The sequence below is a fragment of the Cypionkella sp. genome (genome assembly GCF_030652235.1).
Taxonomy (GTDB): domain Bacteria; phylum Pseudomonadota; class Alphaproteobacteria; order Rhodobacterales; family Rhodobacteraceae; genus Cypionkella.
In genome coordinates, this window is sequence record NZ_JAUSBA010000069.1 from 1 (window position 1) to 23,321 (window position 23,321).

The 23,321-nt window shown below is 62.0% G+C and carries 26 protein-coding genes and 3 pseudogenes; 20 read left to right on the plus strand and 9 right to left on the minus strand.

Annotated features, from left to right (window positions below; all coding sequences use genetic code 11):
* Positions 1 to 341: pseudogene (locus Q7V03_RS21760) on the minus strand (hypothetical protein); the annotation flags it as partial.
* Positions 342 to 533: 192 nt separating this feature from the next.
* Between Q7V03_RS21760 and Q7V03_RS21765 the strand changes: the two are divergent.
* The 6 genes from Q7V03_RS21765 (at position 534) to Q7V03_RS21790 (ending at position 3,184) form a co-directional block, all read left to right on the plus strand.
* Positions 534 to 809: a hypothetical protein gene (locus tag Q7V03_RS21765; RefSeq protein WP_304927675.1), complete on the plus strand. Its 276-nt coding sequence runs from the start codon at positions 534 to 536 to the stop codon at positions 807 to 809.
* Positions 806 to 1,951 (plus strand): trypsin-like peptidase domain-containing protein, encoded by a 1,146-nt coding sequence (locus tag Q7V03_RS21770; protein ID WP_304927676.1) that lies wholly within the window; start codon positions 806 to 808, stop codon positions 1,949 to 1,951. Before Q7V03_RS21765 ends, Q7V03_RS21770 begins: the two co-directional genes overlap by 4 nt.
* A gap of 26 nt (positions 1,952 to 1,977) precedes the next feature.
* Positions 1,978 to 2,169, plus strand: coding sequence for a PDZ domain-containing protein (locus tag Q7V03_RS21775; RefSeq protein WP_304927677.1), 192 nt, complete (start codon positions 1,978 to 1,980; stop codon positions 2,167 to 2,169).
* Positions 2,170 to 2,198: 29 nt separating this feature from the next.
* Positions 2,199 to 2,384 carry a helix-hairpin-helix domain-containing protein gene (locus tag Q7V03_RS21780; protein ID WP_304927678.1) on the plus strand — a complete coding sequence of 62 codons (186 nt, stop codon included), beginning with the start codon at positions 2,199 to 2,201 and terminating at the stop codon, positions 2,382 to 2,384.
* 132 nt (positions 2,385 to 2,516) lie between these two features.
* Entirely contained in the window at positions 2,517 to 2,894 is a 378-nt protein-coding gene (locus tag Q7V03_RS21785; protein ID WP_304927679.1) for a hypothetical protein, read from the plus strand.
* Between the two features lie 47 nt (positions 2,895 to 2,941).
* A complete protein-coding gene (locus tag Q7V03_RS21790) occupies positions 2,942 to 3,184 on the plus strand; it encodes a cold-shock protein (protein ID WP_304927680.1) in 243 nt (80 codons plus the stop codon).
* A 19-nt stretch (positions 3,185 to 3,203) separates the two neighbouring features.
* Here the strand turns inward: Q7V03_RS21790 and Q7V03_RS21795 are convergent, their stop codons facing one another.
* A complete protein-coding gene (locus Q7V03_RS21795; RefSeq protein WP_304927681.1) occupies positions 3,204 to 3,851 on the minus strand; it encodes a BON domain-containing protein in 648 nt (215 codons plus the stop codon).
* 74 nt (positions 3,852 to 3,925) lie between these two features.
* On the opposite strand from Q7V03_RS21795, the gene Q7V03_RS21800 reads away from it, so the two are divergent.
* From Q7V03_RS21800 to Q7V03_RS21810, 3 genes are all read left to right on the plus strand, one after another.
* Positions 3,926 to 4,135 (plus strand): acyl carrier protein, encoded by a 210-nt coding sequence (locus Q7V03_RS21800; RefSeq protein WP_304927682.1) that lies wholly within the window; start codon positions 3,926 to 3,928, stop codon positions 4,133 to 4,135.
* A gap of 146 nt (positions 4,136 to 4,281) precedes the next feature.
* Positions 4,282 to 4,752 carry a host attachment family protein gene (locus Q7V03_RS21805; protein WP_304927683.1) on the plus strand — a complete coding sequence of 157 codons (471 nt, stop codon included), beginning with the start codon at positions 4,282 to 4,284 and terminating at the stop codon, positions 4,750 to 4,752.
* Between the two features lie 138 nt (positions 4,753 to 4,890).
* Positions 4,891 to 5,103 carry a hypothetical protein gene (locus Q7V03_RS21810; protein WP_304927684.1) on the plus strand — a complete coding sequence of 71 codons (213 nt, stop codon included), beginning with the start codon at positions 4,891 to 4,893 and terminating at the stop codon, positions 5,101 to 5,103.
* Between the two features lie 258 nt (positions 5,104 to 5,361).
* On the opposite strand, the gene Q7V03_RS21815 is transcribed toward Q7V03_RS21810, so the two are convergent.
* From Q7V03_RS21815 to Q7V03_RS21825, 3 genes are all read right to left on the minus strand, one after another.
* Positions 5,362 to 5,526 carry a hypothetical protein gene (locus Q7V03_RS21815; protein WP_304927685.1) on the minus strand — a complete coding sequence of 55 codons (165 nt, stop codon included), beginning with the start codon at positions 5,524 to 5,526 and terminating at the stop codon, positions 5,362 to 5,364.
* A gap of 225 nt (positions 5,527 to 5,751) precedes the next feature.
* Positions 5,752 to 6,024 (minus strand): DUF2267 domain-containing protein, encoded by a 273-nt coding sequence (locus Q7V03_RS21820; RefSeq protein WP_304927686.1) that lies wholly within the window; start codon positions 6,022 to 6,024, stop codon positions 5,752 to 5,754.
* A gap of 12 nt (positions 6,025 to 6,036) precedes the next feature.
* A complete protein-coding gene (locus tag Q7V03_RS21825) occupies positions 6,037 to 6,177 on the minus strand; it encodes a hypothetical protein (protein WP_304927687.1) in 141 nt (46 codons plus the stop codon).
* Positions 6,178 to 6,433: 256 nt separating this feature from the next.
* Between Q7V03_RS21825 and Q7V03_RS21830 the strand changes: the two genes are divergently transcribed.
* Entirely contained in the window at positions 6,434 to 6,790 is a 357-nt protein-coding gene (locus Q7V03_RS21830; RefSeq protein WP_304927688.1) for a phasin family protein, read from the plus strand.
* Between the two features lie 15 nt (positions 6,791 to 6,805).
* Here the strand turns inward: Q7V03_RS21830 and Q7V03_RS21835 are convergent, their stop codons facing one another.
* Positions 6,806 to 8,218 carry a class I SAM-dependent methyltransferase gene (locus Q7V03_RS21835; protein ID WP_370651188.1) on the minus strand — a complete coding sequence of 471 codons (1,413 nt, stop codon included), beginning with the start codon at positions 8,216 to 8,218 and terminating at the stop codon, positions 6,806 to 6,808.
* Between the two features lie 254 nt (positions 8,219 to 8,472).
* Positions 8,473 to 9,210: a Crp/Fnr family transcriptional regulator gene (locus Q7V03_RS21840; RefSeq protein WP_304927689.1), complete on the minus strand. Its 738-nt coding sequence runs from the start codon at positions 9,208 to 9,210 to the stop codon at positions 8,473 to 8,475.
* Positions 9,211 to 9,469: 259 nt separating this feature from the next.
* Here Q7V03_RS21840 and Q7V03_RS21845 point away from each other — a divergent pair, with 259 nt between their 5' ends.
* Positions 9,470 to 10,327: a Crp/Fnr family transcriptional regulator gene (locus Q7V03_RS21845; RefSeq protein ID WP_304927690.1), complete on the plus strand. Its 858-nt coding sequence runs from the start codon at positions 9,470 to 9,472 to the stop codon at positions 10,325 to 10,327.
* Positions 10,328 to 10,416: 89 nt separating this feature from the next.
* The gene (locus tag Q7V03_RS21850) at positions 10,417 to 10,950 is read left to right on the plus strand and encodes an Hsp20/alpha crystallin family protein (protein WP_304927691.1); all 534 of its coding nucleotides are present in this window, start codon (positions 10,417 to 10,419) and stop codon (positions 10,948 to 10,950) included.
* Here Q7V03_RS21850 and Q7V03_RS21855 read toward each other — a convergent pair.
* Positions 10,937 to 12,502, minus strand: a complete 1,566-nt coding sequence (locus Q7V03_RS21855) for an AAA family ATPase (protein WP_304927692.1) — start codon at positions 12,500 to 12,502, stop codon at positions 10,937 to 10,939. The genes Q7V03_RS21850 and Q7V03_RS21855 overlap by 14 nt on opposite strands.
* 388 nt (positions 12,503 to 12,890) lie before the next feature.
* Between Q7V03_RS21855 and Q7V03_RS21860 the strand changes: the two genes are divergently transcribed.
* From Q7V03_RS21860 to Q7V03_RS21895, 8 genes and pseudogenes are all read left to right on the plus strand, one after another.
* Positions 12,891 to 15,374 (plus strand): Lon protease family protein, encoded by a 2,484-nt coding sequence (locus Q7V03_RS21860; RefSeq protein ID WP_304927693.1) that lies wholly within the window; start codon positions 12,891 to 12,893, stop codon positions 15,372 to 15,374.
* An 87-nt stretch (positions 15,375 to 15,461) separates the two neighbouring features.
* Positions 15,462 to 17,081: a chaperonin GroEL gene (groL, locus tag Q7V03_RS21865; RefSeq protein ID WP_304927694.1), complete on the plus strand. Its 1,620-nt coding sequence runs from the start codon at positions 15,462 to 15,464 to the stop codon at positions 17,079 to 17,081.
* A gap of 690 nt (positions 17,082 to 17,771) precedes the next feature.
* Positions 17,772 to 18,149: a hypothetical protein gene (locus Q7V03_RS21870; protein WP_304927695.1), complete on the plus strand. Its 378-nt coding sequence runs from the start codon at positions 17,772 to 17,774 to the stop codon at positions 18,147 to 18,149.
* A 283-nt stretch (positions 18,150 to 18,432) separates the two neighbouring features.
* Positions 18,433 to 20,352, plus strand: a complete 1,920-nt coding sequence (gene ftsH / locus Q7V03_RS21875) for an ATP-dependent zinc metalloprotease FtsH (RefSeq protein WP_304927696.1) — start codon at positions 18,433 to 18,435, stop codon at positions 20,350 to 20,352.
* Between the two features lie 117 nt (positions 20,353 to 20,469).
* Positions 20,470 to 21,096: pseudogene (locus tag Q7V03_RS21880) on the plus strand (ABC transporter ATP-binding protein).
* Positions 21,090 to 21,788, plus strand: a complete 699-nt coding sequence (locus tag Q7V03_RS21885) for an ABC transporter permease (RefSeq protein WP_304927697.1) — start codon at positions 21,090 to 21,092, stop codon at positions 21,786 to 21,788. Before Q7V03_RS21880 ends, Q7V03_RS21885 begins: the two are co-directional and overlap by 7 nt.
* Entirely contained in the window at positions 21,757 to 22,053 is a 297-nt protein-coding gene (locus Q7V03_RS21890; RefSeq protein WP_304927698.1) for a hypothetical protein, read from the plus strand. Before Q7V03_RS21885 ends, Q7V03_RS21890 begins: the two co-directional genes overlap by 32 nt.
* Before the next feature lie 9 nt (positions 22,054 to 22,062).
* Positions 22,063 to 22,782, plus strand: a complete 720-nt coding sequence (locus Q7V03_RS21895; protein WP_304927699.1) for a hypothetical protein — start codon at positions 22,063 to 22,065, stop codon at positions 22,780 to 22,782.
* A gap of 160 nt (positions 22,783 to 22,942) precedes the next feature.
* Here Q7V03_RS21895 and Q7V03_RS21900 read toward each other — a convergent pair.
* A pseudogene (locus tag Q7V03_RS21900) lies at positions 22,943 to 23,321 on the minus strand (hypothetical protein); the annotation flags it as partial.

The following is a 23,321-nucleotide window of genomic DNA, read 5'->3' on the forward strand; positions in this document are numbered from 1 at the left end:
GTGCGCAAGGAAAAGCCCATCATCGACAGGTCACCACCCACCGGCGCACGCACCGTCACCGCGGCCCCCGCGGCATAAAGGTCGCCCGCCACATCAGCTTCCAGATCAAGGTCAAAGCCCGCAACATGGGCATCGCCCCCCACGCGCCCCTTTGTGACCAACGCGCCGCCCGACGCGAAGACATCACCTGGAGCCTGCAATTCCGGCAAACCCGAGGAGCCTGCGATGAAGGTATCGGTGCCGTTCGTCTGCAGCACCGTCTCGGCCTCAAGTGGAGACACTGCGGCGGCGGCCACAAAGACAGACACAATGAGCGCACGGGCGCGGAACCAAGCCGACATGACAAACCTACTTCTGGAACAGACATCGGTACCTTGCGCCCATTTCAGGGGACTTCATTGATGACCATCAATGCCAGACTGCCCGCTTGCAGTGAAACTGCAACTGCACCCTTTCTCTGGACCACCGCCATGCAGCTTTCCCACCCCCCGACGCCGATACATCGGTTATCATGGCCCTCTGGAATGATAACCATGGGGCTCCCCCCATCCGAGGTGCCGGGCAACAGCCCATCCGAAGTTCCCGGCGACACCCCTGCCGAAGGCCCCCCCGACACCCCGCAAGAGAACCCCGCAGAGTTCCCCCCTGAAACCGAGCCTGCAACCCCGACCGAACTTCCTCCGGGTCAGCTGCAACCGGAACTCATGGCGGTGTGGCAACGCGCGGGTGCCCCGATGACGATCATCAATGCCCCCATCGCCACAGGGTTCCTGCCCTTCGCCACATCCCGTGGGCGTGACGCATCATGAGCATCAAGTCCCTTCTCGCTTGTTCCTTCCTGCTTGCCGCAGCGGCCCAAACGCTTCCCGCTGCGGCCGAAACCAAGCTCTCCGCACCTGCCACGCTGGCACCCATGGTGAAACGGGTGCTGCCGTCAGTGGTCAGCATCGCAGTTACAGGCGCCAGCCAGTCTAACCTGACTCCGCTGCTGGCCGATCCGTTCTTTCGCCAGTTCTTCGAGGACTTCGGTTCGCTTCCGCCAGCGGAAAGAACTTTCCAGGCGGCCGGGTCCGGCGTGATCGTCGATGCAGCGGATGGCCTGTTGCTGACAAACGCCCACGTTGTCGCAAATGCCGAGCAGATTACGGTCCGACTGATGGATGGCACCGAAGCTGATGCCGAAGTGGTCGGCGTTGATCCGGACACCGACATTGCCGCGCTGCGCATCGCGCCGGAGGGGCTGGTAGAGATTCCTATCGGACAGTCGTCCACACTGCGGGTCGGCGACTATGTCGTGGCGATCGGCAACCCCTTCGGCCTGGAGCAGACTGTCACGCTGGGCATTGTCAGCGCGCTTGGTCGCCGGGGTTTGGGGATCGAGGGCTATGAGAACTTCATCCAGACAGATGCCTCGATCAACCCCGGAAACTCGGGCGGCGCGCTGGTCAATCTGGCGGGCGAACTGGTCGGGATCAACACAGCCATCCTGACCCCGTCCCAAGGGTCGGCCGGGATCGGGTTTGCGATTCCGGTGGACATGGCGATAGCGATCGCGGACCAGCTGGTGCGCGACGGACAGGTGCGGCGCGGTCAACTGGGTGTCATCATTCAGGATGTGACGCCGGATCTGGTCCGCGCGCTTGGTCTTGAAGCCCCTAGCGGCGCACTGGTTGCGCAGGTCATGCCGGAGGGCGCGGCCATGGCGGCAGGCTTGCAGCCCCGCGATGTGATTGTCGCGCCGGACGGTGTGGCGGTCACCGATTCGGCGGCCCTGCGCTACCAGATCGGCCTGCGGTCGCCGGATCAGACGGTTACACTGGACATCTTCAGTGGCGTCAAACGAATGTCGCTGCAGGCGGTTCTGGGGGCTGCAGACAGGACGGTGCGACAGCAACGCCTAGGGGAACTACCGCGGCCGAACAACTGCATCGCCTGCAGGGCTTGTCCCTGACCGAGGATCAACGCGGGGTCATGGTCATGGGCGTCACTCCGGGCAGTGGTGCCGCCCGTTCGGGGCTCATGGTTGGCGACCGCATCGTTGCGGTGGAAAACACCCAGGTCAACCGGATCAATCAGCTGCGTGCCATCATCTCCGGGGCCCCTCCAGACACTACGGTTTTGATCGAACTCGAGCGGCAGGGCACCCCATTCCTTCTTGCACTTCCCTAGCGGCCAGTCGTCTGGCCATTGGACATCGGATGAATGATACAGCCACAACCGGGCCGATCACAGAAAACGCCGACATCGCGGCGCGTTTCCAAGAGTATGCCGCGATTTTAGAACAGCAGGGCGACTACGACGCATTCCGTTTCCGCGCCTATCGGGAGGCAGCCGATCATGTTGGCGCATTGCCGGTCGCGCTGCGCGCGATCTTTGCGCACTAAGGGCTTGCGGGCCTGATCGCCCAACCCACGATCGGAAGGGGCATAGCCGCTGCCATTGCCGAGATGCTGACCTCGGGCCGCTGGACGCAGCTTGACCGATTGCGGGGTGATGCGGGACCTGCACGGTTGTTCATGACCCTTCCCGGTATCGGCCCCGCCCTTGCCCGACATCTGGCCGATGACGAGGACATTGAGACGCTGGAGGAACTGGAAATCGCCCTGCAACCCGGTGGGCATCCCATTCCCGGCTTTGGCCGCCGCCGCAGGCAGTTGGTCCTGTCAAAGGTCAGCGAAGGGCTTGGCCGCATCAGAAGCGCCCGGCACGGGGCCGGGTCCGTCACGCCACCGCCCGTCAGCCTGCTGCTGGACGAGGACAAGCTTTACAATGAACGCGCAGCCAAAGGCCAGCTGCGCCTGATCGCACCCAAACGGTTCAATCCCGAGGGGGCGGCGTGGTTGCCCGCACCGTGCGCCACGGCCATGCGGCAGGCGATATTGTCCGTGCAGTGAATGCAACCTTCACTGCGCTGGAAAAGCGGGTCAGAGAAAGCCGCAGGGTGAGAGCCGGGCAAGAGGTGAAACCCCACCCCGCCATTCTGCATGGCGAGATCGTCGAGCTTGAACCAGAGCTGGGCTACGGCTTTTTGCGCGCCGATGACGGGCAGGAGGTCTACTTCCAGAAAGACGGCCTTGTGACGGGTGCATGGGCTGATCTTGCAGTGGGTGCCCGCTTGCGTTTTCGCGAACAGGACGGCGAAAAGGGCCCCTTTGCCGTGGATGTGGCACCCGCCGCCGCCTGACAGGCGGATGCCTACGTTATCAGACGATCGACAGCCGGTCGCGCACTTCACGGATGCCGGGCGCGGCCCAGACCGCCTGCTCGGCCACGCGGCGTTCGGTCAGGCTGTGGACCTTGCCTTCCAGCGTGACGGCACCATCCGACACCTCGACCCGGATGTTTTGCATGTCAAGTTCGGCCTGCCGCTTGAGGGCCTTCACGATCCGGTCGCGGATATCGACAGGACTTGCCTTGGGCGCGATCAGGATTGAATTCGTCACGCCCTTTACCCCGGACAGGTCGCGCACCGCGCGCGATGCTGACTCGCGCTGGTAATACCATTCGACCGTGCCCGAAAGCGTGACCCATCCGGACTGAACCTTGACCTTAACAACATCGGTGGGCAGGCTTGTACTCCATCGTAGCACGTCTAGGATCCGCCGTGCGATTTCGTCATCGGCAGTCGGATGCGTGCCGACCGGTCGCACCTCGATTTCCTGCGCGATACCCTTCACACCATGAACGGCCATTGCCAATTCCTCGGCCTTCAATTTCCCGACATAGGTGGGCACATGTCCTGTCAGGGTTACGATGCCTTTGTCGACGGCCACGCCGATGCTTGCAGCGTCGATGCTGGGTTCAAACTCAAGCGCGTCCAGAACGCTTTGTCTGATATCAATGTCAATCATCGCATTTTCTCCTCGTTGAAATAGGCCTAACGACCCGTGAAGCATCTTTGCAGGGAGGGCCCTGATTCTCATTGATGACTGTCAAAGCCGTGCCGGACATTGAGGCCGATGACATCGGCGACAGAGAGTACCTGATTGATAACATTGAAATCGACACCATGGACTTTGCAAATCTGCTGTCGGGGCTGCATGCCCGACTGAGCATCGTTCTTCCCGAGACGGACTATCCTCGGATGATCAGCGTTGCGGGGATACAGAAATATCTTGCCGAACATGGCAAATGACGGCGCTTTGGCGAATACTGCTCACGCCGGGATGCTTGCACGAAGCCGCCGTCGCAAGCCCATTGCTTCTTGACAGCGATCAATGTGCAAGAAGCAGACCACTTGGTAAATTGGGTAGAAGGTCCAATTCGGGGCGCTGTGGGATCATGGCAAGAATCACTTCCAAAACATGGGCATTGGTACTGAACGGCGCGCGCTGCCGCATCCTGCGCGGGGTCTCCGGCAGGAGTGAGGACGTGCCTGCGGAACTGGTCCTGCGATCCGAATCCCGCCACCTGCGCGACATCATGTCGGACAAGCCAGGGCGGTCGTTCACGTCGGGCGGTGGCGGTCGGCGGTCGGCGATGGAGTATGGCAGCGATCCTGTGGCCGAGGACCAGCGGGAGTTCATCCGCCAGATCATCGCCCTGCTCGAAAGCCACAGACGGGCCGGCGACTTTGACAAGCTGGCAATCTTCGCTGAACATGACATGCTGAGGCATTTGCGCCAAATGATGCCTCAGGCACTGGCTGATCTGGTGATCCGCGAGGTGGCTAAGAATCTTACGCATCTTTCGGCACAAGAGTTGGCAGAGGCTGTTTCGCGCGGGTTACCAGATGGCTCTGGCATTTCCTGACCGACAGGCGGCGGGGTGCTTGATGGTGCGTGCTCTCCTGCATCTGGCCGGGCCCGATACTTTCGTGTTGGGTTTGCCAAGGGGTGGGTTGTCGATGAAGTGGCACAGGTTCTCTAGGCTCCGCTGGATGTCGTTCTCATGCGCAAGATCAGCATGCCGGGGAACCCGGAACTGGCCTTGGGTGCCATAGCTGGGCCGGAGTGCAAGAGCCAGATTCTCAACACTGAACTGGCAAGTCTCTATGGCATTGAAGCAGCCACGGTCGAGGCACAGGCAGCACCGGAACGCGCGGAACTCGTGCGCCGCCGCAACCTGTGGGGCGCGCGGCAACAGCCGGACGCGCTGAATTAATCGTCCTTGTCGATAACCGCATCGCCACTGGGGGCCACGATAGCGGCGGCCATCGCGGCAGTCCGGGCCGATCATCCGCGTCGCCTGGTGGTCGCCACGCCTGTGGCCGCGCCTGACACGATGAACCGGATATCGCGGCTTGCCAACGATGTGGTCAGCCTCACCGCGGCCGCTGCTTTCTCTGCGGTAAGCCGACATTACGCCAGCTTTCTCCAACTCACCGATGCTGAGGTCCGCTCCATCCTTGACGCACCAAGGTCAGGGCCCTTGCCGACCACGCGCATGCCCTGACAGGCGAATGGCCTCGGTCAGGCAGTGCCGCGCCCGCGCGGGCCATTTCTTCGGGGTTGCCGGAGAGGGATCGCGCAAATGACCCAGCGCCAACCGCGCCCGCGTGTCGAGGCGGAACATGGCATAAGTCACCTGAAGCTCAACCGAAGGGGGCGCGAAGCCAGGCGCGGGCGACAAGGGGCTGACGGTCGGAGTTACCAAAAGCTGCCGGGTTTCTTCTGCTCAAACGCCAATTCAACGGTCAGGAACACACAGGCCATATGCGTCTCGATGACCCGAACGACCCCCGGCAGTGCGGCAAGGAGTACGACTTTCTCACCAACCGGATAGCCTCCGGGCAGGCCGTCGCAGTCGTCATCACATCCACAAATCGCGCAGGGGCTTGCGCATTGCCCATGCGACCTGACGATATTCTCCCGGGCTGATCTGGCGCCGAAGCACGGCGAAGACTGCGGCTACGGCAACGTCAGGCTCGGGCAGCGGATCGCTGGCAAATGCCTTGGTCACGCGCTCTAGGAACTCATCCACTGAGCGCATTTTGGCGGGCGTCTTTGCCGGGACCCAACCCTCAAAGAAGAGACCGCGGATCAAAACCGGCAATTGGGCGGACAGATCCGCAGCCTCGTCCACTGTCAGGAAATCTCAGACGGCATGCAGTGTCTCGCGCAACAGAAGAAGGGCTCTACCCCGGTCGAGCCACCCCAAATCATCCTGCAGCAGGTTCAGCCATTCAGCCACGACTTGGGGCGCGTGGTCCAGCGTGGTGATCCCTGTCGTTTTCATGTCGGACCCCTTCCCTGATATCAGTGCCCGCAGCCAAGAAGAGTGTCGACCCGGGCTGTCAGCCGATCATTGACGACCGTCAATGATCGGCCTCGCGAGACCTGCCAGATTGCCCGCCATGCAGTTATTTGACCTTACCCAGCATCATTCTTTGGGCCGCTGACATGCCGCAGGTTACCCCTCGGCCTACTTCGAAGTGCGCGCTTTTGAGGGCGGGCACCCGGTCCGGCCGCAACGCCAAAGGGAGGAGCCTGCAATGCCCGCAAACAAACGAACGATCGAAGACTCGACACAGCCCCGGCCGCCAGAATTGGCCGCAATGGGACTTCCCATTGCCGTTGGCGCTGCGGCAGTTCAAGCGTGGGCGGAGATGGGAGCAGAAGCGGTCCGGTTCGTCCGGGATCGGCTGCAACAGGATATCAAGACACAGCAGGGAATGCTGGCCTGCACCAGTCTGGAAGAGATGCGGCAAATCCAGTCCGAGTTTTTTGCCGTCGCGCAGGAACAGTATGCGGCAGAAGCGGTCAAGATGCTGGACTTGATCCGCAAGGTGGCGGCGTCTGGACGGACGGCATCGACAACAGCGCGGCGCTACGATGATGTGCCCTTTTAGCAAGCTGCGGGGCGGTTATTCTGCAGCCTGCGCCAGTCTTTGCTCCGGATGCGCATAGAGGTAGTCGCGGGTGATCGGCACGGCGTCCGGCCTGCGGCACAACTGGAACTGGAACACATCCTGCGGGCCATGCCGGAAGGTTTGCTCGGACGCCGCCAGATAGTAGCGCCACATCCGGACGAACCGGTCGTCCTTCAGGGTGGCTGCCACATCCGCTCTGGCGCTGAAGCGGTCAAACCAGCAGCGCAGAGTCATGGCATAGTGGAGGCGAAGGCACTCGATGTCCCCTATGCGCAGTCCAGTATCCTGTATCGCTTTGGCCACTTCGGACAGCGAAGGCACATAGCCGCCAGGGAAGATGTACTTGGCAATCCAAGGGTTTGTCGCATTTGGCGGTGCCGTGCGCCCGATGGTGTGGATAAGCGCCACGCCGTCCTCGACCAGACGGTCGCGGACGACATCGAAAAAGGTTCCGAAGTTCGGCGCGCCTACATGTTCGAACATCCCGACCGACACGATCCGGTCGAACTGCCCGCCCATGGCCCGGTAGTCCATCAGCTCGAAGGATACCCGGTCCGCCAGCCCCGCCGCTTTCGCGCGCTCGCGGGCGATGGCCAGTTGCTCTTGCGACAGGGTGATCCCGGTCACCTGCGCCCCATGTTCACGGGCCAGCGCCAGGGCAAGCCCACCCCAGCCACAACCGATTTCAAACACCCGCATCCCCGGAGAAATCAACAACTTGCGGGCGATATGTGACTTCTTTGCATCCTGCGCCACGTCAAGCGAAACGCCCTCATCGGCGAAATAGCCGCAGGAATACTGCCGGTCGGCATCCAGAAAGAGGTCATAGATCGCCGGCGTCAGATCATAATGGTGCGCCACATTGCGCCGGGCCCCGGCTTCGGGATTGGATTGATCCAGACGCCGCCGGATGTGACGCGAAACGGCAAGGACACGGGCCGGAGCGCTCAGCGCGTTCGTCTGGGCACTATTGCGAACCACGATCGCCAGAAGGCCATGCAAATTATCGCCGTCAATCGAAAGCGAGCCATTCATGTAGGTTTCCCCCAAGGCCAGCTCGGGATCGAGCATCAGCCGCAGCGCAGTGGCTTGGTCCCTGATCCGGACAATGACCTTCGGCCCGCCTCCGTTTCCGAAGGTCATCTCAGGGCCGTTGCCAATGGACACGGCAAGATGTCCTTCACGGATCAGGCGGCGCAGAAAGCGTTCAAAAAGTGTTGTCCACATAATGCCCTCCGGCAAAACCAAGCCTGTCGATACTGGCGCGGTGACCGGACTTCGGCATTGACGGGCGTCAACCGTCGGACGGGCCCGGGGCGGCGCAAGCCCGTTGCGCTTCGTCAATGCGAAAGTCGGGCCGAGGGTTACACTGCACTTGTCGCAATATTCCGCTACGGGATCGCGCATTCAAGGGCCGTTTCCTGGACTTCTCGGGAATGGGGAAACGCTATGTAGGCGTCTTTCCGCTGCTCAGGGAGGTCGAGACGATTGGCGGGCGCGTTGCCATTCGGGGTCACAGGCACTCAATGTTACTTGTCGAGAATCGCTACCGTGAAGCCGCGAACGGCGGGTGCGCGATCTTCGTAGCAAAAGCAATCGCGCGGGGCCGACTGGCGAGGGATCGTGACGCATTCGGCGGTCTTCAGGCCGCCGGGGGTGTTCTAGTCGTCCAGCGTCAGATCATCGCCTGAGGCGTCAATCAGCGCCTGCTTGTCGAGAACCTCGAAGTGGCCGGGATCAATGATCCGCAGGATGCCCTTGCCTTCAAGCTCATGAAAAGCCCGGCTGAGGGTTTCTGGTCGGGCACCCAGATAATGCGCCAGATCCTTGCGCGACAAGGGAACATGCACCACCGCCTGACCGCCAATCCTTTTGGACTTTGATCGCCGCAGCAGAATGCTCAGGAATGATGCAAAGCGGTTCACGGCCTTGCGACCGCTCATCAACAGCAGCCATTCCCGGGCGGCGTCAACCTCATCCAACAGGTGCACCAGAAACAACCGCTCGGCTTCCGGATTGTCCCGAAGCACCTGTTCGAAGAACGCGCGAGGGAAGCAAAGGATCCGCGCTGCCGACAAGGCCTCGATCCGGTAGTTCGCAGTGCCATCGAACAAGCGGCCGAAGATGTCAGTCGGAACCAGCAGCCCGACGATGTGCTTCTTGCCATCCTCAAGGACCTGAACCATGGCAAGCGTTCCATCCAACACATAGCCGACAGATTCGGACCGCACGCTGCGCTCAATGAGCGTTTCCCCCACATCCACGTCATGCAACGTCGCTTGCGACAGAAGCCTTTCCGTGACGTCTGCTTGAAGCGCATCCAGCAGCTTTTCCAGCAAGCCATTACCATGGCTGACGGCGGCCTTCAGCGCGCGCGCTGTCATCATCTGCTCAGGCATTTCGCCCCCCCCCTGTGCCGGACGAAGCGCGGATTTCAAGGATCGCGTCATCGACTCAACTCCGCAACTTTCTACTTAACGAGCAATTGACCCGATGTGGTTGACAACGATCAATGTCCCCTCGCCCGGACGATTTAATCATTTCAGGCGGGGGTGGCCGATTCGCCGCACTCTGAAAGCCTGCGCAATTTACGGTCAAGGCAACCACAGAATCAATGCCGCTAGCTTGGTTCGTTCGAGTGAAAGTTGGAGATACAGGATGGAACAGCGTCTCATGGAACCGCGTCTCATGGAACCGCGCGAGGTGACCAACCGGAACGTCGTCCAAATCGGCGACCGGGCCTGCAGGAAAATCAGTGGCATGGGATGCGGACTGCCGCTTGGCAAGACAATGGTCTGTGGTGATGCAAGACACCGCGACGACCTGGAACCCGACAGCGAAGTGATCTCGGGCGGTGCAAACAGTCATAATATCTGGTTTATCAGATCGGGCATCCTGCGCCTGCAACGGCATGCCTACGATGGGCGTCGCCAGATCCTGTCGCTGTTCTTTCCCGGCGAGATCGTCGGCTTTGAAGGGGAGTTCCGCGAGGGCGTAACCGTCGAAACCGCCACGCAAAGCGGCCTGTGCCGCATCGACCGCCGCTGGTTCGACAGAATGGTGGATCAAAACGACGTTTTGCGGGCCGAGCTTTTCCGCCAGAAGCAGGATCAGCTTGACAGGCTGCATTGGTTGACATGGTCGCTTGGCGCATTGAAACCGGACGAGCGGCTTTGCGCTCTTCTCGCGTTGTCCAGCAAGTTCATGCCCTATCAGCCGCTACCCGACGGCACCGGGATCTTGTCGCTCCATCTGGCAAGAAAAGACATCGCCGACCTGCTGGGCACCACCGTGGAATCGATCAGCAGGATCGTTCACAAGCTGGCCGACACCGGGATCATCGAGATCAGGGATCCGGCGCATTTCCGGTTTCTGGACCTGCCCGGGCTGATCGCAAAGGGAAAGATCGACGGGCATTTCGACAGAATGGCCTTCAGCCTAGCCAGACGACGCGGACAGCTGGAAGGCCTGATCACAGGGGGCACCGAGAATCTCATTTGCTCTTGCGGCCGATGACCGGACTCGTTGACGGCGGTCAATGATCCGCAGGCACCCTTTGCTAGTCTTTCTCACATTGGTAACCTGCCTACAGGAGGAGCTGGGAGATGACCGAACAAAAGACCGCAATTGAAGTGAAGCGTGAACCCCCGCGTCAGGTTGAGACTTCGGTGCAGGACTGGGAACCGATCCGGTCCTTGCGTCACCAGATTGACCGGCTCTTTGCCGATTTCGACTGGGCCGACCTTCGCACGGCATGGCCGCGCAGGGCCGCCGTATTGCCCCAGCTCTGGCCCGACTTCGGGATCGCCAACCCACCTGTGGACCTTGTCGAGCGCAATGGCGGCTACGAGTTGCTGGCCGAGTTGCCCGGACTGACCGAGAAACAGATCGAGGTGAAGCTGGCAAATGGCATTGTCACGATCAAGGGCGAGAAGTCGTCCGAACGCGTCGAGGATCAAGATGACTATCACCTGCGCGAACGTAGCTTCGGCTCCTTCCAGCGCTCCTTCCGGGTGCCCGCGAACGTGGACGCAGACAAGATCGAGGCAAAGTTCGACAAAGGCGTGCTGAAGGTCAGCCTGCCCAAAACCGCCGCCGCAATTCAGGAAGAACGCAAGATCGACGTCAAAACGGCCTAGGCTTGCCTGTCCCGTCCCCAAGGGCGCCTAGGACACTTTCAAGGGCCGCGCGTGCTGCGGCCCTTGTTTTTTGTGGGGCGCCCTCGGCATCGATGGTCGTCCAATGCTGTGGTGCCGGAGTTCCACCTGCCAGGCCGAGTTGAGCCCGCACCACTTCCGCATCGGCATCGGAAGCATCCCCCTGCCGCGCGGTCACCCGTTCCAGCAGAACCCTCTCCGGCGCAGTCAGCCAAAGGCCGTGGAATGTGACGCCTGCGCGCGAGGCAAGCTCTACGGCAGCAGTGCGCTGCGCCTCATCCAGAAACGTACCATCAAGAATGACACTTCTGCCCGCCGCCAGCAGCGTCGCGGCCCGGACGAACATCCGGTCATAGATGACCCCACGCGCGGACGGGGCATAATCCACATGGCCTGCCGCATTCTTGCGTTCGGTGTCGGTGCGCAGATGCACTGCCCCCGGACAGGCACCGATCCCCGCCGCCACGTCACGCGCCAGAACCGTCTTGCCAGTGCCGGAAATCCCGCCAACCGCAATCAGCGCCGGTGTTGTCCTGTCCAGAGACGCGACGGCCTGCGCCAGATAAAGCCGTGCTTCTTCGGTCGAGACCCCGGGCTGGCCGGTCGCCTGATCTGTCTGCAACAGGACCATCGCCCGGATTGCCGCGCGCACCGACATGAACAACGGCAAAGCGGACAACCCGGCATCCTCGGCCCCTGTCGCCGCCAGCAGATATGCGTTCATGGTGATGTTGGCCTGCCGCACAAGACCCCGGTGGCAAAGATCCATCAGAAGGAACGCAAGATCGTAAAGCACGTCACAGGTGGCAAGCCGTTCGTCGAATTCCAACGCATCGAATAGTACCGGTTGCCCGTCGATCAGCAAGAGGTTGCGCAAATGCAGATCGCCATGCACCCGTTTGACGTGACCAAGTGCCGAGCGGTCCCGCAAGGCAGTAGCCAAGATCGACAGGTGTCTTCGCGACCGTTCCAGAAATGCCTCGGCAAGTCCGCCATCGACAACTCCATCAAGCGGGGTCAGCACGCGCCCCAGTTCGTCAAGAATATCACGGATCAGATCGTCACCCCGGTCTTGCAGCACCGGACAACCCGCATGAAACCGCTGGACTTCAAATCCCAGCGCCTCGGCCACGGGACCAGTCAACCGACCGCTGACAGCGACCGCCGTCATTTCGCAATCGGCAGCAAAGCGGTGCATCCGCAAAACCCATTCCACAGGCTGCCCGGTGCCATCGAGGTCAAGCCCCCCATCGGCGGTCCGCGTCACGGGCATGACGTCACGATAGATCATCGGTGCGGCCCGACTGTTCAGTTCCAACTCCCGCTCCAACAGGGCGCGTCGCAGTTCTAGTGTGGACTGGTCCAGATAATCGTAGCGGACCGCTCGCTTGATCTTGAGCGCGACATCGCCACAAAGAAACACATGCGCACAATGGGTCTGGACGTGGTCAACCGCGCCGGAATCCGAAAACGCCCTGCCTGACCGGAAGAAGCGGATCACCTCGGCTTGCGCGGTGCCATCATACTCGGACATCCTGACTATCCGGCCTCCCCTGTGCTCCCCGGTGCGACTATCCACTCTTTCGGGGGCCGCTACCTTGACAGACGTCAATCCGCACGCGGCCCAACCGGATCGAAGGCCGTGGCGCGACTCGTCGGAAACATCCAGCAAGCAGGTTTCCCGAACGACTGGGCTGTGCCTGGCGATCAGGTTTAACCCGAGAAACCGATGATCCAGCTCCGGGCCACTGATGGCGGTCGCATCATCAGGGGGCTTCGCGGGTGGGTGTGTCGAAGACGATTGATCAAGGTCAATGCCGCCCGGTGAATGCATCCGTAGGCTCGATCAAGGGGCCTCCTAGCTTAGCGGTGCCGTCAGGGCGCGGGTGTGTGGGGAGGCAGGAAGGGCAAAGGCATCCGGGATGGCTCGTAAATCAACCAATCGCCCAGCAGACGAGGACAGCGTGTCGTCACCCTGGCTGCTGACCGTGAAGGATCTACAAGTCTGCTGTGATCCCGCATTGCTGGACTTTGAAGACACGTCGAACCTTGAACCGCTGCCCGGGCTGATTGGACAGGAGCGAGCCTTGGGTGCCATCAAGCTGGCAGCCAGCATCACGCATGCGGACTTCAACCTGTTTGTCCTGGGACCGGGCGGCGCTGGCAGGCATTCCGCCGTACAGACACTGCTGGAGATCGAGGCGGCCAATCGATCAGTTCCGCCTGACTGGGTCTATGTGAACGATTTCGCCAACCCAGACTGGCCAAAGGCCATCGCCCTGCCGTCTGGCACGGCACAGCCCCTGCAAAAGGCGTTGGAAGCGCTGGTGGACGATCTGGCCACCGACATCCCCGCGCTTTTCGAGTCCGAGCAATACCAGAGCCGCCGAAGTGCCTTTGAGCAGCGGTTGGCAGCACGCAAGCAGGACGCTTTTGAAAAGGTTGTTGAAAAGTCGCAAGGCCGCGGCGTAACGATCATGCGAACGCCGATGGGTTTTGCAATCGCGGGCGTGCGCAACGGTGAGGTGATCAAACCGGACGATTTCTCCACCCTTTCGGATTCAGACCGCAAAGCAATCGAAAGCGCAGTCAGCCTGACCGAGAAGGATCTTGAGAAACACCTCAAGTCGATTCCGCGCGTGGAAAAGGATCACCGGGCCGCGGTCGCGCTGCTGAACGCAGAAATGGCTGAGCAGGCAGTGAACGAATCGCTTGAAACTGTGTTTCAAACTTTCGGGGCCATCGAAGCGATAAAGCCGTACCTTGCCTCCCTGCGAACCGACCTGATCGAGAACGCCGAGATATTCCTGCGCGAAGGAAACGGGCGACAAGAGGGTCCCTTTCCGGCGGCCCGCGCACGCATCCACGATGAACCGGCTTTTCACCGCTACGCCGTCAATGTGATGGTGTCCAACGATCCGGCCACATCGACAGGGGCACCGATCATCACCGAGCCGCTGCCCTCGCTGTCAAACCTGATCGGCAAGGTGGACCACATTTCAACCATGGGTGCACTGGTCACGGATTTCACCCTGATCCGGTCAGGCGCGCTGCACCGGGCGAACGGTGGCTACCTTATCCTCGATGCGACGCGGGTGCTTGGAGAACCTCTCGCCTGGGAGGCGCTGAAGCGGTGCCTCGAAACGCGCGCGATCCGGATCAGTTCCGCCGCCGAGATGCTGAGCCTGATCTCGACCAGCACGCTTGAGCCGGAACCGATCCCGCTGCAAGTGCGGGTGGTGCTGGTTGGTGACGCATTGGTGCAGCTGCTATTGACCCTTTACGACCCCGATTTCAGCCGCCTTTTCAAACTTGCCGCAGATTTCAGCCACGACATGCCACGAACCGCGGAAAGTGTCGGGCTCTTCGCCCGCATGGTCGCAGGGGCCTGCGAGCGCGACGGACTGAACCCCGTCAGCCGCGATGGGGTAGCCGTGCTGATCGACGTGGCGTCACGGGCGGCCGAAGATCAGGGCCGGATGTCGCTGCGCATCGGGACGTTGTGGGATCTGTTGCGCGAGGCCGATTTCCTGACCTCGGCAAGCGGCAAATCGGTGATCGATGCCAGCCAGATCGCCGCCGCCCGGGCAGCGGCCGAGCATCGTGCGGATCGGGTGCGCGAACGTCTGCAGCAGTTGATCGAAGAAGGCACGCTGATCGTCGCGACTTCGGGCAGCACGGTCGGTCAGGTCAATGGCCTGACTGTCACCAGCAGCGGTCTTTTCGGCTTTGGCCTGCCAGTGCGCATCACGGCCCGGGTGCGCATGGGCACAGGCAAGGTGATCGACATCGAACGTGAGGTGAAGTTGGGTGGTCCAATCCACTCCAAGGGCGTGCTGATCCTGTCCTCGTACCTTGCGACGCACTATGCGGGCGAGGTGCCGCTTTCGCTCTGGGCAAGCCTTGTGTTCGAGCAAAGCTATGGCGGGATCGAAGGCGACAGCGCTTCGGTCGCCGAGCTTTGCGCGCTGTTGTCGGCACTGGCGGGCATTCCGATCTCGCAGTCACTCGCTATAACTGGCTCGATCAACCAGATGGGCGAGGTTCAGCCCATCGGCGGGGTCAACGAAAAGATCGAAGGCTTTTTCGACACGTGCAAGGCCGCCGGTCTGACCGGCCAGCAGGGTGTGCTGATCCCGCGCCGTAACGTCAGGAATCTGATGCTGCGACACGACGTGATCGAGGCCGTGTCAAAGGGCCAGTTCCGCATCTACGCGATTGCGCATGTTGACGAGGCGATGGAGCTGCTGACGGGCCTGGCCGCCGGAAAACGCAGTGGGAACGGCGATTTCGAAGACGGATCAGTCAATGCCAATGTCGAGACGCGGCTCAGGGATTTTGCCTATGCTTTGCGCGATTTCATGAGGCCATTGGACATGGATCAAGGGATCGCCTCGGACGAGTGACCGCCTGCGCGTTACTGGGCAGCGGGCCAGTTGGCTGGGTGAGGACGGGAAATCAAGGGTATCAGACGAGATCAAAGGAGTTGGATCATGGCTCACAAGGATGTTCTGTTTCGCTCCGCCGCACGCGAAGCGATCTTGCGCGGCACAACGCAACTGGCCGACACCGTGCGCGTCACGCTGGGCCCGCGATCAAAATCTGTGCTGATCGACCGGAAATATGGCCCGCCTCTGGTCTGTAACGACGGGGTCACCATTGCCAAGGAATTCGATCTGAAGGACCCAACGGAGAACCTGGGTGTCAGGATGCTGCGGCAGGCAGCGGAAAGGACTGCCGACGTGGTGGGCGACGGGACCAGCACCGCCACGGTTCTGGCGCAGGCGATCTTTGCGGATGGCGTGCGCAACGTTGTGGCCGGGGCAAGTGCCATCGACATAAAGCGGGGCCTTGATCGTGGCGTTCTGGTTGCTATCGGGGCGTTGAAGGCGCTGTCGCGCCCGGTCAAGACGCGGCGCGAAAAGGCGCAGGTGGCGACGATTTCAGCCCACAATGACCCCTCGATTGGGGATCTGGTGGCCGAGGCGATGGAAAAGATCGGCGATGATGGCGTGATCACGGTGGAGGAATCCAAATCAACGGAAACGGTGCTTGATGTGGTCGAGGGCATGCAGTTCGACCGGGGTTACCAATCGCCCTATTTCATCAGCAATCAGGACAAGATGGAGGCCGAACTGGAAGACTGCCTTGTCCTGCTGGTCGACCGCAAGGTGGGCGTGCTGACCGACTTGCTGCCGCTTCTGGAAGAGGTGATCCGCGCGGGCAAATCCCTGCTGGCCATCACCGAGGACATGGAGGGCGAGGCACTGGCGACCTTCATCGTCAACCAGATCCGGGGCACCTTCCGCAACTGTGCGGTCAAAGCCCCGGGCTTTGGCGACCGAAGGAAGGAGATGATGCAGGATATCGCAATCCTCACCGGCGGGCAGGTCATTTCGGCCGATCTGGGGCTGAAGTTGGAGAACGCCAAGATCACCGATCTTGGGCGCGCGCGCCGGGTGGTTGCGGACAAGGACACCACCACCATCATCGGTGGAGGCGGAGATCCCTCACAGATCAAGGCTCGGATCGCCCAGATCCGCACGCAGATCGACAAAGCCACCTCGGACTACGACCGCGAAAAGTTGCAGGAGCGCATGGCAAAGCTGGCCGGCGGTATTGCCGTCATCCGGGTGGGGGCACCCTCGGAATCCGAGATGAAGGCGCGCAAGAACGCGCTTGACGATGCGATCAGCGCCACCAAGGCCGCCGTCGCCGAAGGACTCGTTCCGGGCGGGGGGCTTGCCCTGCTCCGCTGTATCCCTTCCGTGGAAAAAGAGGCAGACCAGTGCGAGGGCGACGAACGGACCGGGCTCCAGATCCTGAAGCGCGCACTGGAAGTACCTGCCCGTCAGATCGCCGAGAACTCAGCTCTCGACGGAGGCGTGGTTGTGGCCAAGATGCTCGAAGGCAAGGAAAGTTTCGGGTTTGACGCCTCGGCCAAGCAGTATGTCGACCTCATCGAGGCTGGTATCATCGATCCAACCAAGGTCGTCCGGGTAGCATTGGAGAATGCAGTTTCGGTCGCCTCAGTGTTGCTGCTTACCGAAGCGACCATGACAGAAGTCCCGGATCCAGACAAACCCGGGCCATCAGGTGCACCGGAGTTTTGACTTGTCCAGAAAGTGTTCCAAGCGGTGGGTTGATTCGCCCCTGCGCTCTTGCTCGATGTCTTTACACGGATCGGTACCGGCCACCCAAAGGTAGCGGTCATGGCTCGGGGTGAGGGTGCGCTTCCTTTGATGAGAAGTCCACCCGTCGCCTACGGGGATTTTCTAGGGCTAGAATTGAATTCCCCCACTTTTGAGGGGGGCTCGTCAAGCGTTGAGGCGAAACGTGCCCGCCGGTTGGCTTTAATGATGTGACCGCCCCCCGACGGCAACAATGTGCCAAGGTGGGTCGCCCCTTAGGATCGGGCGCATTGCCCGCGCCGCCGTTGTTGCCCTTGTTGAAGGGAAGGAAATGGGTCGACTGGCGTCGTTGGAAGGTTGCCGCCGCAAATCGACGAACATCCGGTCGCATTGGCGATCAGCAGCCGGTCGCCAAACAACTCGCACAACCCGCGCCGAGCAGGTGCGTGATCAGGCCAATGTAGCGCTAACCGCAGCACCGACCGACACCGATCTGGCAGAGCCCGATCTTGACGCGCTGTTTGCGCATCCGGCCCTCGAGGTCGAGTCCCCGCGCACCATGCTGCGCGCCCTCGACGATGCGGTGACTGCGGCCCGGGCGAGCCTCTCCTCGCGCAGCATGATCACGCCGCAGCGCTTGCCGATGGACTTCCCGACGAGCTTGCCGAGGCGTTGGCGGAAACCCTGGCCGCGCTTGACTCCGCAGCCACCACCCTTGCCCAGAGGATCGGTGCCATTACCGAATATGTCCGCCGTGACCCTGCCACCCGGGCCCGCCTCGCCGGACTGGAGGCGGGCATCGCCGCCGTCCGCGTGGATCTGGATGTTTGGCAGGCAGTGAACCACGCCGTTGGCTCGCGCAATGGCGACCGTTTTACAAGAGTCGACCAGTCTATCAAACTGGAGGTTCTGGTTGATCATGCCAATCACCACCTTGCCGATCTGAACCCGCGCTACCGCTTGCGCCGCGCCGCCGATCTGGCCCTGCAAGTCGAGAACCGCGACATGGGCGACGAGCCCCGCGCCACGCGCAACCTGTCGGGGGGCTAGCGGTTTCTTGTGTCGCCTTGGCGCTCTTAATATCGCGCATGGGCGGCAAGGGCGGGCTGGTGGCCACACTATTCATTGACGAGGGGTTCGGGTCGGCGACGCGCTCAACCTTGACCTTGCCATCGACACGCTTGAAAGCCAGCAGTCGCAACCGAGACCGTCGATACGTCAGTCTGATCTGCATCAAAGTCACGAATGCCCAGCAGTGCGATGCTTGGGCATTCGTACATGTAAGTTTCCTGGGCCGCCGGTCATGCCCGGAATAATGGGATTGGGGCACCAGATGGGAAATCACGCAACGCCGCCAGAACCATCAGGGCCATCGGATCTGTCCCGTCTGGTGTGGCCGCTGGTCTTCATGCTGCTTGGGTTCTTGTTTCTTTCCACGCAGATGCCGCCCGGGACTTCGGCACCAAGCGAGGTCTCTTACAGTGAAATCAAAGCCCTTATTCGCACAGGCAAGGTGCGTGAGGCGACACTCGAGGCAACTGCCATTGTCGTCGTCCTGCACAGCTCGACCGCCGAAGGTTCTGACAGGTTGCGCGCCATCACCCCGCGGCAACCCGATGCCGGGTTGTTGCCGCTGCTGGAGGATATGGGGGTGGCCGTGACAGCCGAAGAACCGCGCACGCCTTCGGTTCTGGTCTCGTTGCTGCCGTGGATCCTGATCCTTGCGTTCTATTTCTGGCTCAGCCGACGGATGATGGGCGGTGGAATGGGCGGCCTTCCGGGCGGCCTTCCGGGCGGCATTGGCGATTTTCTGGGCGGACGGGCGGCCAAGCCTGTCAAACCCACCCGCAAGGTAACCTTTGCCGATGTCGCAGGCCAGAACGAGGCCAAGCGCGAGGTGTCGGAACTGGTCGAATTCCTGCGCGATCCGGACCGGTTCTCCAAGGTCGGCGCAACCGTGCCACATGGTGTACTGCTGATGGGGCCTCCCGGTACCGGCAAGACTCTGCTCGCCCGCGCGCTGGCAGGCGAAGCGGATGTGCCGTTCTTTTCGACCGCGGGGTCCGAGTTCATCGAAGTGTTCGTGGGCGTCGGCGCGGGACGGGTTCGCAAGATGTTCGAAGAGGCGCGCAAGCAATCGCCGTCGATTATCTTCATTGACGAGTTGGACAGCATCGGGCGCACGCGCGGCACCGGCCTTGGCGGTGGTCATGACGAGCGCGAACAGACGCTGAACCAGATCCTTGCCGAGCTTGACGGGTTCAGCCCGCGCGAGGCGGTGGTGGTGCTGGCCGCCACCAACCGCCCCGATGTGCTGGACCCTGCTTTGCTGCGTCCCGGTCGGTTCGACCGACATGTGACGCTGGAACTGCCCGACAAGGGCGCGCGGCGGGCAATCCTTGATGTGCATGTCAAGGACCTGCCGCTGCGCCATGATGTCGATCTGGATCAGATTGCCGCCGGCACGCCGGGGTTTTCCGGGGCCGATCTGAAGAATCTGCTGAACGAGGCGGCGATCACGGCAGCCAGACGGTCAGCTGCGGACATTACCCCTCCCGATCTGGATCAGGCCCGCGACAAGGTCATGATGGGCACGGTGCGCACGCTGGCGATCCAGCCGGACGAAAAGCATCGCCTTGCCGTGCATGAGGCTGGGCATACCGCAGTGGCCTTCTACAACCCCGGCGCCGATCCGATCTACAAGGTCACGATCATTCCGCGCGGGCGCAGCCTTGGCAGCACCCATATCCTGCCCGAACATGACCGGCACACACTGCCCGAGGCCTATCTGCGAGTGCAACTGACCACGCTTCTGGCCGGGCGGGCGGCGGAAAAGCTGCTGCTCGGCTCGGTCAGTTCGGGGGCCGATGTCGATATCCACCGCGCCACGGTGCTGGCGCGGTCGATGGTGGCGCGCTGGGGCATGGACCCCGACATCGGCCCGGTCGATCTGCGCGATAGCGAGGACCATCCGTTCCTCGGCCAGCAGATCGCCAAGCCGCGCAGTCTCTCGGACCAGACTGCTTCGCGGGTGGATCAGGCGGTGATCACCCTGTTGCACGCAGCCGAAACACAGGCATTGCAGATCATCGAGTTGCACCGCGACCAGATCGAACAGCTTGTCGTCCGGCTGGAGGCCGATGAAACCCTTGATCTGCCAGCGATCCGGAAGTGTCTTGGCCCGAATGACACAGTCACCCCCTTTGTCAAAGGCAGGGCTGGACGTAGACCGCCAACCGACAAGACCCGATAGGACCTTTGCGAACGGGAACAGCGCAGAATGACGGCCGTGTCGGAGACCATCTTTCACACCAAGGACCTGACCAAGGTCTATCGCAGCGGCGCGCAGGAGGTGCATGCCCTGCGTGGGGTGGATTTTCGGGCGGCGCGAGGTGAATTCATCGTCATCCTTGGGCCGTCGGGTTCGGGCAAATCGACCTTCCTGAACATTGTCGGCGGGCTTGATATGGCAACGGCGGGCGAGGCGTGGTTCGAGGATCACTAGTTGACCGCGCTGGATGAACGCGGCCTGACGCAATACCGTCGCGATCATGTCGGCTTCGTGTTCCAGTTCTACAATCTGATGTCCAGCTTGACCGCGCGTGAAAACGTGCAGATGGTGACCGAAATCGCCCGTCGCCCGATGTCGCCGGATGATCCCGTGGCGCTGGTGGGCCTAACAGACCGCCGCGACCATTTCCCCGCGCAACTGTCGGGCGGTGAACAGCAACGGGTGGCAATTGCCCGGGCCATCGCCAAGAACCCCGAGGTGTTGTTGTGCGACGAACCGACGGGCGCGCTGGACTCAGCCACGGGCATCAAGGTGCTGGGGGCGCTGGCAGAGGTGAATCGCAGTGTGGGTGCGACCACGCTGGTCATCACCCACAATGCCGCGATCCGCGAAATCGCCGACCGTGTCCTGCGCTTTGCCGATGGGCGGATTGTCGAGGAGACCGTCAACGCCACCAAGAAAGACCCAGCGGAGGTGTCATGGTAATCTCGCCCCTGCACCGCAAGGTGTTGCGCGATCTGCGCCGTCTTTGGGCGCACGTGCTGGCGATTGCGCTGGTGCTGGCGGCCGGGGTGGCGACGCTGATCCTTGGCAACGGGGCACATTCGTCGCTGCATGAAACACGCGCGCGATATTACGACGACTACCGCTTTGCCGATGTCTTTGCCGATGTGACCCGCGCACCGCGCGCCTTGCTGGGCGATATCCGCGAGATCGACAACGTGTTGGCCGCCGAGGCGCGTATCGTGCAACTGGCGTTGCTGGACATGCCGGCCATGGCAGAACCGGGCACGATGTTCCTAGTCTCGCTGCCCGAAGACGGCGACCGTGGGCTGAACCTGTTGCACCTGCGGCAGGGTCAGTTGCCAGACCCGCAATCGGCCCGCGAGGTGGTGGTGTCGGAAGGCTTTGCCGCCGCCCACCGACTGCGGCCCGGTGCGCCGCTGACGGTGCTGATGAACGGGCAGCAGCGCGAACTGCGGGTCACCGGCATCGCCCTGTCGCCCGAGTTCATCTATGCGCTGGGGCTGGGCGAGATGATGCCCGACCCGCGCCGCTTTGGCATCGCTTGGCTGCCGCGCCCGGCGCTTGAATCGGCCCTTGATCTTGAGGGCGCGTTCTCGAAAGGGCGCGTTCTCGAATGTCGTGCTCAAGCTGGCGCCGGGGGCATCGGTTGATCGCACGATCGAGGCGCTTGACGGGCTGATCGCGCCCTATGGCAGGGCCGGTGCGGTGGCCTGCAAGGATCAGATTTCGCACGCGTTTCTGGATGCAGAGTTGAAGCAGCTGAGTGCGATGGTCAAGGTCCTGCCGCCAATTTTCCTGTTGGTCGCGGAGCTGCTGCTCAACATCACGCTGTCGCGCCTGATCACGCTGGAGCGTGAGCAGATCGGGCTGTTGAAGGCCATCGGCTATTCGTCGCGGGCCATCGCGCAGCATTAAGTCGAGTTCGTGCTGGCAATCGCAGCACTTGGCATCGTCATTGGCATTTCGGCTGGGGTCTGGCTTGGGGTTGGTCTGGCGCAGCTTTACGCCCGCTTCTTCTCGTTCCCGTTTCTGATCTCTACCCACGATCCGCAGATCTACGGGCTGGCGGCCGCTGTCACCATGGCCGCTGCCGTGGCCGGGGCGCTGTTGGCCGTGCGTGTTGCCGTGGTCCTGCCACCCGCCGTGGCGATGTCGCCACCAGCTCCAGCCGACTACCGGGCCCGGATGGGGGCCTTCCGTCGGCTGTTTGCCTTGCGCCAGACCGGGGTGATGGTGTCGCGGCATCTGTTCCGCTGGCCGCTGCGAACCGCATCTGGCACGTTTGGCGTTGCCATGGCGGTGGTGATCCTTGTGGCCTCGCTGTGGTCTTTCGGATCGATCAACTACATGATCGACATCACTTTTAGCGGTTCCGAACGCCATGATGCGCTGGTGGCCTTCGGGGCAGCCGAACCGGCGCGCGCACTGTTTGCAGCCCGCCAGATGCCAGGCGTTCTGGCGGCAGAACCGTTTCGCGCCGTGGCCGCCCGGATCAGCCACCGCGCCCTGTCTCGCAAGCTGTCGATCATGGGCAAGCCCGAAACGCAGGTATTGTCGCGAAGGGCAGACCGATCACTGTCATCGCCGCGACAGGGACCAGCCCCAACAGCGTGGCAAGACCCAGCAAACCCAGCAAGGCCATAAGCGCAGGTCGCCGTGTTCCGGCTAGCCGTAGGGCCTCACACTGCTTCGGGGCCAGCGCCAGCAACGCCCCGCCCAGCAAGACCAGAAACCCAAGCGTCACCAGAAACGTCGATACAAGGGCAAGGGTGGATGGCATGTCGCGGCCCACCCAGCCGTCGCCCTAGTAGTGCATATGCTCGAAGCGGTCCATCATGGGTGGGGTCTTGTCATAAACTACCCGCGCAGCCGGGATGACCTCTGCCGGGAGGGTCACAGGTTCCGGGGCGGAGTATGTCAGCGTGCCGGCAATACGCGCCTTAGGGCCATAGGAAATGGTGCCGCCCTGCAACAGCGCATCGCCGGAAACGGCCGCGTTCAGTGTGATCTCGCCCCCGGTCGCGGTCAGCGCCCCACCAATGGCACCGTCAATCGTGATGGTGCTGCCCAGCATCCGGGCGTTGCCCGTGGTGATGGCGGCCTCGACGGTGCGCAAGGAAAAGCCCATCATCGACAGGTCACCACCCACCGGCGCACGCACCGTCACCGCGGCCCCCGCGGCA